This is a genomic window from Roseivivax halodurans JCM 10272, assembly GCF_000521785.1.
Lineage (GTDB): Bacteria > Pseudomonadota > Alphaproteobacteria > Rhodobacterales > Rhodobacteraceae > Roseivivax > Roseivivax halodurans.
Window position 1 is genome coordinate 1 of sequence record NZ_JALZ01000070.1, and the last position, 7,699, is coordinate 7,699.

General features: G+C 67.5%; 10 protein-coding genes. 5 read left to right on the forward strand and 5 right to left on the reverse strand.

What is annotated here, in order from left to right:
- Positions 1-421: 421 nt before the first annotated feature.
- Positions 422-1,858, reverse strand: coding sequence for a DUF6880 family protein (locus tag OCH239_RS20640; protein ID WP_037267199.1), 1,437 nt, complete (start codon positions 1,856-1,858; stop codon positions 422-424).
- A 164-nt stretch (positions 1,859-2,022) separates the two neighbouring features.
- The gene (locus tag OCH239_RS20645; RefSeq protein ID WP_037267200.1) at positions 2,023-2,334 is read right to left on the reverse strand and encodes an ETC complex I subunit; all 312 of its coding nucleotides are present in this window, start codon (positions 2,332-2,334) and stop codon (positions 2,023-2,025) included.
- Between the two features lie 152 nt (positions 2,335-2,486).
- Here OCH239_RS20645 and OCH239_RS20650 point away from each other — a divergent pair, with 152 nt between their 5' ends.
- Genes OCH239_RS20650 through OCH239_RS20660 form a run of 3 tightly spaced genes read left to right on the forward strand, consistent with a single transcriptional unit; the run spans position 2,487 to position 4,074 of the window.
- Positions 2,487-2,948, forward strand: coding sequence for a hypothetical protein (locus OCH239_RS20650; RefSeq protein WP_037267202.1), 462 nt, complete (start codon positions 2,487-2,489; stop codon positions 2,946-2,948).
- A gap of 2 nt (positions 2,949-2,950) precedes the next feature.
- The gene (locus OCH239_RS20655; RefSeq protein WP_037267203.1) at positions 2,951-3,517 is read left to right on the forward strand and encodes a hypothetical protein; all 567 of its coding nucleotides are present in this window, start codon (positions 2,951-2,953) and stop codon (positions 3,515-3,517) included.
- Positions 3,514-4,074, forward strand: coding sequence for an SCO family protein (locus OCH239_RS20660; RefSeq protein ID WP_037267204.1), 561 nt, complete (start codon positions 3,514-3,516; stop codon positions 4,072-4,074). The genes OCH239_RS20655 and OCH239_RS20660 overlap by 4 nt, the downstream gene beginning before the upstream one ends.
- Before the next feature lie 50 nt (positions 4,075-4,124).
- On the opposite strand, the gene OCH239_RS20665 is transcribed toward OCH239_RS20660, so the two are convergent.
- The 3 genes from OCH239_RS20665 to OCH239_RS20675 are packed head-to-tail and all read right to left on the reverse strand — an operon-like array spanning position 4,125 to position 5,921.
- Positions 4,125-5,027 carry an MBL fold metallo-hydrolase gene (locus OCH239_RS20665; protein WP_037267206.1) on the reverse strand — a complete coding sequence of 301 codons (903 nt, stop codon included), beginning with the start codon at positions 5,025-5,027 and terminating at the stop codon, positions 4,125-4,127.
- Entirely contained in the window at positions 5,024-5,461 is a 438-nt protein-coding gene (locus OCH239_RS20670; RefSeq protein WP_037267207.1) for a DUF6691 family protein, read from the reverse strand. Before OCH239_RS20670 ends, OCH239_RS20665 begins: the two co-directional genes overlap by 4 nt.
- 10 nt (positions 5,462-5,471) lie before the next feature.
- Entirely contained in the window at positions 5,472-5,921 is a 450-nt protein-coding gene (locus tag OCH239_RS20675; RefSeq protein ID WP_037267208.1) for a YeeE/YedE family protein, read from the reverse strand.
- Between the two features lie 103 nt (positions 5,922-6,024).
- On the opposite strand from OCH239_RS20675, the gene OCH239_RS20680 reads away from it, so the two are divergent.
- On the forward strand, positions 6,025-6,348 hold the full coding sequence (locus OCH239_RS20680) for an ArsR/SmtB family transcription factor (protein ID WP_037267210.1): 324 nt from the start codon (positions 6,025-6,027) through the stop codon (positions 6,346-6,348).
- Positions 6,349-6,400: 52 nt separating this feature from the next.
- The gene (locus OCH239_RS20685; RefSeq protein ID WP_037267212.1) at positions 6,401-7,636 is read left to right on the forward strand and encodes a lytic murein transglycosylase; all 1,236 of its coding nucleotides are present in this window, start codon (positions 6,401-6,403) and stop codon (positions 7,634-7,636) included.
- Positions 7,637-7,699 lie beyond the last annotated feature (63 nt).

Below are 7,699 nucleotides of genomic sequence, written 5' to 3' on the forward strand. Positions count from 1 at the left end.
TCTGGAGCGTCACACTCGATTGAGCGAAGGGCGCCCGGAGACCTTCCGGGCGCCTGACGCAGAAATGCCATTAGGACCGATAAGGCGCATGTCAGCTATTTCCTCCCGCTCGACACGCTCTTGCTGACGCAGCGAATTTCTGCTTTCCGCCCTTCCTCCCGCATGGCTTCGCAGTTGCAGCGTAAACTGAGCAGGTGCGGCGAACGGCAGAAAGGTCCCGCGGTGCTGCCCGTCAGGCCTTCGCGGATGATGCAACTGCGTCGAATGTCAGCTGCTGCACGCGGCGCCGCAGCATCGAACGCCTCCCATGCGCGGCAGAGGACGGACTTTGCAAAGCTCACTTTCTGCGCAAAGCGACCGACGGCCGGACCCAGATATGCTTCACAGCTAGAGATGGTTCCCATGGTTTCGCAGTGCTACGTCATTCCGCCCGCACTCGCTGCCAGAAGGCAGTCTTTTTGGGATGCGCCTGGCGTAGGGTCTCCAGATACTCTGCGTGGGATGGGTTCGGCCCGTAGTCCTCGATCTCTGTATCTGCCGCGGCGCAGGAGGTTAGATGCCGGGCGGCGTGGCCGTAGCGCCCCGAGCGGGCTCGATCGAGGGCGAAGTCGATCATCGAGCGCCACAGGAGGACGGCGGCGAGCGGGTGACCCGGGGCGAGGGCGTCGGCGAGCGGGGTGAGGATCTCGTAGGCGTCGCCGTCGATCTCGTCGCTGCGGGCGTCGGTGAGCTCGGCTGCGAGCGGCAGGTCGGGCGGCTCGAGGCAATAGACCAGCGCCTGTTCGATCGGCTCGTGTCCGAGCACGAGCCGGCGCGCGGCCTCCTCGGCCTCGATGTCCTCGAAGTCGGGCAGGAGGCTCAGATGGCGGTGCAGGGCGGCGGGGCAGAGGTGCCGCTCAAAGCGGTGCCAGAGGGCGACGCGCAGCTCGTCCGTGCGCCCGAGCGCCTCGAGGCAGGCGAAACGCGTCTCGTCCAGATCGGGCGTGTCATCCCACGGATCGCGGCTGTCTCGGGGCGGTACGGCTTCGACCAGCCGCAGTGCCTCTTCTGCGCGTCCGGCCTCCAGAAGTCGCGACGCGGCGGCGGGGGCGATCGTGACATAGGTCAGCTGCTCGGGCGTGTACTGCGCGAGCCAGCTGTCGACGTCGCCTTCCGCATCCGCCACGTCCCGCAGGATCATGTTGGCCGTCAGGTTGCGCCCCGCGAGGGCGCGCTCGGCGCGGGCATCGTCGTTCGAGATGAAGTCGTACCGGGCGTGGTCGGCCTCGGTCAGCGGCGCATCGCGTGCGGCTTCGGCCAGCGTCCTGAGGCGCGCCAGACCCGTGGCCCCGAGCGCCTCGGCCAGCGCGGGCACGGCGTCGTCGAAGGCCCCGTAGCCATCCTCCGAGACCGCCTCGAAGACGTCTTCGGCCAGCGCCTCCGGCGCCTTGCTCAGCCGCGGTGCGAGGCGCTCGATGGCCGCCATGGCATCGCCCATGATGTCGCCGATCGTGCCCCAGCTGTCGTCGGTGCGCTCGTGGATCCCGGCGGCGAGGTGCAGCTGTGTCCAGAGAAGGTCGAAGGCGGCGTTCGGATCGTCCGGCGCGATGCGGGTCTCGATGAGCTGCGTCAGATCCGAGAGCTCCTTCGCCAGCTTTTTCTGCGCCTTGCGGGAGAGGAAGCTGCGGCCCCTGCGGACCGAGGCGAAGCGCTTCAGGACCTCCGCCCGGATCGCCTCCAGCCCCTGATCGGCCGAGAGCACCATGCGCACCCGCCGCTGCCGGGCCGCGTCGCCTTTCACGGTTTCGAGCAGAAGGTCCGCGAGCGTGTCCGCGCCGAGCTCCACAAGGTTTGCCTTGTTGAGGGCCTTGCGCGCCATCGTCACCTCCTCGCCTGTCTGCGCCCTGCGCGGGATCGTGTCCCGGCAAGAGGCCTCTGAAAACTCGGCCTAGATATAGAATGGGCGCCCAGCGGGCGCCCTACATGTAGATCACGGGAAAAACTTCGCCTTCCACGGGAAAAACTTGACTGTGTCTTACACCCTCAATGGGTCCAGGCGTTGCGGCGATCGTAGGCGAAATTCTCGGCGTAGCCGCGGGGGCGCACGTTCGTGGCGCGTTTCTTGGGCTCGAAGATATCGGCGTCGATGCCGTGGTCGCGGGCATATTCCTCGGCCTCGTCGCGGGTCTCGAAACGCAGCTTAACCTGAGCCTGGGTGTCGTCGGACGAGGTCCAGCCCATGAGGGGATCGACCCGGCGGGCGCTCTCCGGCGAGAATTCCAGCACCCAGTGCTTGGTGCGGGCATGGCCCGAGGACATGGCGGTCTTGGCCGGCTGGTAGATGCGTGCGCGCATGGAAAGACACCTCCGCTTCGTCCCGGGCACGTATCGGTCATATGGCGCGTCTGTTCAAGGCCCCGGTGACGCTCCCGGCACGAGAACGTTAGCCCATGTAACAACGGGCTGCGCTAGGGTGCCGCAGGGTAAGGGTGTAGGGAGATACCGACATGACCCGCAGTTTCGCGCCAGCCCTCCTGATCGCCGCGCTCGCCACGTCGCCCGCGCTCGGCCAGGAGGGCGAGAGGATCACCGTCGAGGGAGAGATCATCGACACCTGGTGCTACTTCTCGGGGGTCATGGGCGGGCCGGAGGCCGTTGTCGGCACGGCCCACCACACCTGCGCCCTCTGGTGCTCGGCAGGCGGAATTCCGGTGGGACTGCTGACCGCGGAGGGTGACGTCTACATGGTCCTTAAGCTGCCGGGAACGGACCGGCTCGCGGGCGGCGACACCGCGCTCAAGCTCGCGTCGCATTCCGTGACCGCGGAGGGCATGCATTATTCGCGCGACGGGCTCGACTACATCATCGTGGAGGAGGTCGTCGCGGATGCCGGTATCACCAATCTCAATCACGAAGATTACGGGGTCGTTCCCGGCTTCGCGATCCCCGATGACGCGCTGGAGCCCTGATCATGCGGTCTGTCCTGACACTGGCCCTCATCGCCTCCCCTGCGCTCGCCCAGGATTTCTCCGAGGGGTCCGAAGCGAGCGAATGGGGGCTGTTCGGCGAAGCGAAGGCGCGGTTCGAGGCGCGCGTCGTGGATGCCCTCTGTGACCTCGCTGGGTATTGCACGGCAGTTTGCGGCGCGGGGCGGCAGATGGCTCTGATCCGCATCGAGGACGGTGTGATGGTCATGCCGCTGAAGAACGCGCAACCGGTCTTTTCCGGCGCGGCGGCGGATCTCGCGCCATATTGCGGCGCGGAAGTCGAGGTGGACGGGCTGCTGATCGAGAACCCCGAGATCGGAGCGACCAACGTCTTTCAGGTCCAGCGCATCCGACGCCTGTCGGAAACGGAGTGGGCAGAGACCGACAGGTTCACCGAAATCTGGTCCGAGGAGAATCCCGGCGCGGCCGGCGAGGGCCCGTGGTTCCGGAACGATCCGCGCATCGCTGCGGAAATCGAAACGGGCGGCTGGCTCGGCATCGGGCCGGATCAGGAAGACGCCTTCGTCCGCGACTGGCTGGGCGTCGAATGATCCGCGCGGGCTTCATTACCGCGCTCCTCGCGGGCGCGGCAGCGGCCGAGGAGCGGATCCTGCCGTTCCCGATCGCGCTCGGAGGGGCATTCAGTCTGGTCGATGATGCCGGTGAGGCGCGCAGCGAGGCGGCGCCGGATGCCGACCTGCAGCTCCTCTTCTTCGGCTACGCCAGTTGCCAGCAGATCTGCTCCGCGGCGCTTCCTCTCATGGGCGCCGCAGCGGAGGAACTCGCGGCTGACGGGATCACGGCCGTGCCCGTCATGGTCACTGTGGATCCGGAGCGGGACCGACCCGGGACGATGGGAGCCAAGCTCACGGCTCATCATCCGGCCTTCGAGGGGCTGACCGGCACGGGCGAGGAGCTGCAGGCGGTCTACGATCTCTTCGCGGTGGAGAAGGAGGTTCTTTTCCGCGAGCCCGACGGCGCGCCCGTCTACGCCCATGGCAGCCACATCTACGTGCTCGACGGGGCAGGGGCCGTGCTGACCCTCGTCCCTCCGATCCTCGAGCCCGAGCGGATCGCCGAGATCGCCGCGTCCTACGTCGTACGGTAGCGCGCGTCCGGGGCGCGGAACGGGGCGGCAGGTGAGCCGCCCCGTTCCGATCAGAACTTGTTCAGCGGGATCTTGAGGTAGCTCTCGCCGTCCGCCTCTGCCGGCGGCAAGTGCCCCGCGCGCAGGTTGACCTGCAGGGCCGCAAGCATCCGGTCGGGCAGGGGCAGCGTTGCGTCGCGGTCCTCCCGCCGCTTGATCCAGTCCTCGCGCCGCGTGCCGTCCTTGACGTGCGGGTTCTCGGCGCGATGTTCCGCCACGGTCGCCTCCCATGCCGGTTCGGACCGGTCCGGACCGCCGTAATCGTGGCCGACGAACAGGCGCGTCTCCTCCGGCCAGGACAGGATCTCCTGCAGCGATGTCCACAATTCGGCCGCGGTCCCGCCGGGGAAATCGCAGCGCGAAGTGCCGACGTCCTTGTGCATCAGCGTGTCGTGCACGAAAGCCGCGTCGCCCGCCTTGTAGGTGATCGATCCGAGCGTGTGGCCGGGGCTCAGATGCACCGACACGTCGATGTTTCCGATCCGGAACCTGTCCCCGTCCGCGAAGAGCCGGTCGAAATCGGTATCAGGATCGAAGGCATCGGGCATGTGGTAGAACTTCCGCCAGAGCGCCGCGATCTCGTGCACCTTGGTGCCGATCGCGTTCGGCGCGCCGGTCCGGGCCTTGAGCCGCGACGAGGCCATCATGTGATCGGCGTGCGGGTGGGTGTCGAGCACCCATTCCACCTCGAGTCCCTCGTCCGCGACGATCCCGAGCACCTGCTCGAGGCTCTCTTCGGAGATCCGCGCGTGCGCCGGATCGTAGTTCAGCACGACGTCGATCAATACTGCCTTCTTTGTCTCGGGATCGGCGCAGATGTACTGGATCGATCCGCTGTCGGGCTCATGGATGCCCCAGACATCGGGGCTGCCTGTCCCGCGCGAGGGGGATTTGCGAACGAGGCCTTCACTCATGACGGGACTCCTTGTGCGAGGGGGAAATGGGGTTTCAGGCGAGTGCCGAGCGTCAATCCGACCAGCATCGCAGGCACGAAGACGAGCGTTCCGGGCGCGAGCATCGGCAGGGCGGTCAGGGCAGGGCCGGGGCAGAAGCCGCCGATGCCCCAGCCGATGCCGAAGATCGCGGCACCGCCGATCAGCGCACCGTCGATGGCGCGCGACGTCGGCAGGTCGAACGCGGTCGCCAAAGCCGGGGCCTCCCGCCGCCACGCCAGCCGGTAGCCCAGGAACGCGGTCAGCGAGGCGCCACCCATGACGAAGGCGAGGCTCGGGTCCCAGGTGCCGAAGACGTCGAGGAAGTTCAGGACCTTGGCAGGGTTCGCCATGCCCGAGACGATGAGGCCGAGGCCGAAGACGAGGCCCGACAGGAAACCGAAGAACGTGCGCATCTGTGCCTCCTCAGATCACGTGACGCAGGACAAGAACAGTGACGAATGCCGCCGCCATGAAGGTCAGCACCGCTGCAAACGACCGCGGCGAGAGCCGCGCCAGCCCGCAGACGCCGTGCCCCGAGGTGCAGCCCGACCCGAGACCGGTGCCGACCCCGACGAGCAGACCCGCGAGAAGCATGGCGGGCAGGTCGGACGGCACCGTCTGCGCCGGAAAGCCGCCGGTGACGAGCGCCCAGCCGAGCGGCGCGGCAAGCAGGCCGGCGATGAAGGCGAACCGCCACGGCCAGTCGCCGACGCCGCCGCCCGGCACCAAGCCGCCGAGCACGCCGTTGGTGATGCCCGCGATGCCGGCGATGCGCCCGAAGAGCGCCATCACCATCACCGCCGACAGGCCGATGAGAATGCCGCCGACGAGCGACAGGAGCGGCGTGAACTCCGTGACTGCTTCGATATCCAATTCTGCCTCCGGATGAGGTATTGCCTAGTGTACGCCGAGACATATATTAGACCTAACTAAATAAGCAAGTGCTGATATAAAAGAAATCCAACCGAGGACCGCGATGCCTGACACATTCCTCGATGCCCTCGAAGCCAGGGCGGATCACGTCGCCGGCCGTCTCGCCCTGATGGGCAACGCCAAGCGGCTGATGATCCTCTGCCATCTCGCCACCGGCGAGGCCTCCGTCGGTGCGCTTCAATCGCATGTCGGGCTCGGCCAGTCCGCGCTCAGCCAGCATCTCGCGAAGCTTCGCGAGGCCGGAATGGTGGCTACGCGGCGCGAGGGCCAGACGATCTGGTACCGCATCTCGGATCCCGACGTGCGCGAGATCATGGAGGCTCTCTACGAGACATTCTGCGCCGGAGCGGGCGGCAAGGACGGTTGAGCCTCGCGCCCGCAGCCGTCATGATCCGCGCAGCCCCCATCAAGGACCCTTCATGCGCATCCCCGAATTCGCCTTCTCGCTGATCCTCTCCGCCACATCCGCCAGCGCCGTCGACCGCTCCGCCGTCGAGGCGCAATTCCGCACCTGGCTCGACGACACGATCTGGCCGATGGCCCAAAGCGAAGGCGTCTCGCGCGAGACGTTTGACGACGCGTTCGGCGGCGTCTCCCTCAACTGGGACCTGCCCGGTCTCGTGCCGCCGGGCGCCGATGCGCCGACCGAGATCAAGCAGCGCCAGGCCGAGTTCGCCGCCCCAGCGCGCTACTTCCGCCAAGGTCCGGTGGAGGGGGCGACCGCCATCGGCCGCCAGATGGCGTCGCGCCATGCGGGCGCGCTTGCGGCGGCAGAAGGGGCCACCGGCGTGCCCGCCCGCATCATCCTCGCCATCTGGGGCCGGGAGAGCGGCTACGGCCGCGTCTCGATTCCGCACGACGCCTTCGAGGTGCTCGGCACCAAGGCCTTCATGTCCACGCGCGCGAGCTATTTCACCCGCGAGCTCATCGCCGCGCTCGAGATCGCCGAGGCGGGCCATGCCCCCGAACGCTCGATGAAGTCGAGCTGGGCCGGCGCGCTCGGGCAGCCGCAATTCATGCCGTCGAGCTTTCTCGACTACGCCGCCGACGGCGACGGGGACGGGCGCGCCGACATCTGGGGATCCGAGGCGGACACGATTGCCTCGATAGCCACCTATCTCGAACGCCACGGATGGGTTCCGGGCCGCGACTGGGGCTTCGAGGTGGAGGTGCCGGCGTCGGTCTCCTGTGCGCTCGAAGGGCCCGATCAGGGCCGCCCCATCGCGGACTGGGCCGAATTGGGCATCTCCCGCGTCGGCGGCAAGGCATTCCCCGGCCACGAGCTCGAAGGCGAGGGCTACCTGATGATGCCCGCCGGCCGCAGCGGTCCGGCCTTCGTGGTCACGCCGAACTTCTACGTGCTCAAGGATTACAACATGAGCGACCTCTACGCGCTCTTCGTGGGCCATGTGGGTGACCGCATCGCCTATGGGATGGGAGATTTCGAGACCGGATGGGGCGATGTCGGCTCGATGCTGCGTTCGGACATCGCGGCGATGCAGCGCGATCTGCAGGATCTCGGCCACGATGTCGGCGGGGCGGACGGACTGCCGGGCTTCAAGACCCGCCGCTCCATCGGGCGCTGGCAGGAAGCGCGCGGAGAGGCCGCCACCTGTTTCCCGGAGCCCGAGATGAAGGCCGACCTCGCGGAGTGATCCTTGGGTGTCGGACGCAAAAAAGGGCGGACCCTGCGTGGGCCAGCCCCTAACGTAAATGTT

Coding starts and splice junctions, on each gene's coding strand:
- OCH239_RS20685 (WP_037267212.1), top strand. CDS start 6,401: ATGCGCATCCCCGAATTCGCCTTCTCGCTGATCCTCTCCGCCACATCC.
- OCH239_RS20660 (WP_037267204.1), top strand. CDS start 3,514: ATGATCCGCGCGGGCTTCATTACCGCGCTCCTCGCGGGCGCGGCAGCG.
- OCH239_RS20665 (WP_037267206.1), bottom strand. CDS start 5,027: ATGAGTGAAGGCCTCGTTCGCAAATCCCCCTCGCGCGGGACAGGCAGC.
- OCH239_RS20640 (WP_037267199.1), bottom strand. CDS start 1,858: ATGGCGCGCAAGGCCCTCAACAAGGCAAACCTTGTGGAGCTCGGCGCG.
- OCH239_RS20655 (WP_037267203.1), top strand. CDS start 2,951: ATGCGGTCTGTCCTGACACTGGCCCTCATCGCCTCCCCTGCGCTCGCC.
- OCH239_RS20670 (WP_037267207.1), bottom strand. CDS start 5,461: ATGCGCACGTTCTTCGGTTTCCTGTCGGGCCTCGTCTTCGGCCTCGGC.
- OCH239_RS20650 (WP_037267202.1), top strand. CDS start 2,487: ATGACCCGCAGTTTCGCGCCAGCCCTCCTGATCGCCGCGCTCGCCACG.
- OCH239_RS20680 (WP_037267210.1), top strand. CDS start 6,025: ATGCCTGACACATTCCTCGATGCCCTCGAAGCCAGGGCGGATCACGTC.
- OCH239_RS20645 (WP_037267200.1), bottom strand. CDS start 2,334: ATGCGCGCACGCATCTACCAGCCGGCCAAGACCGCCATGTCCTCGGGC.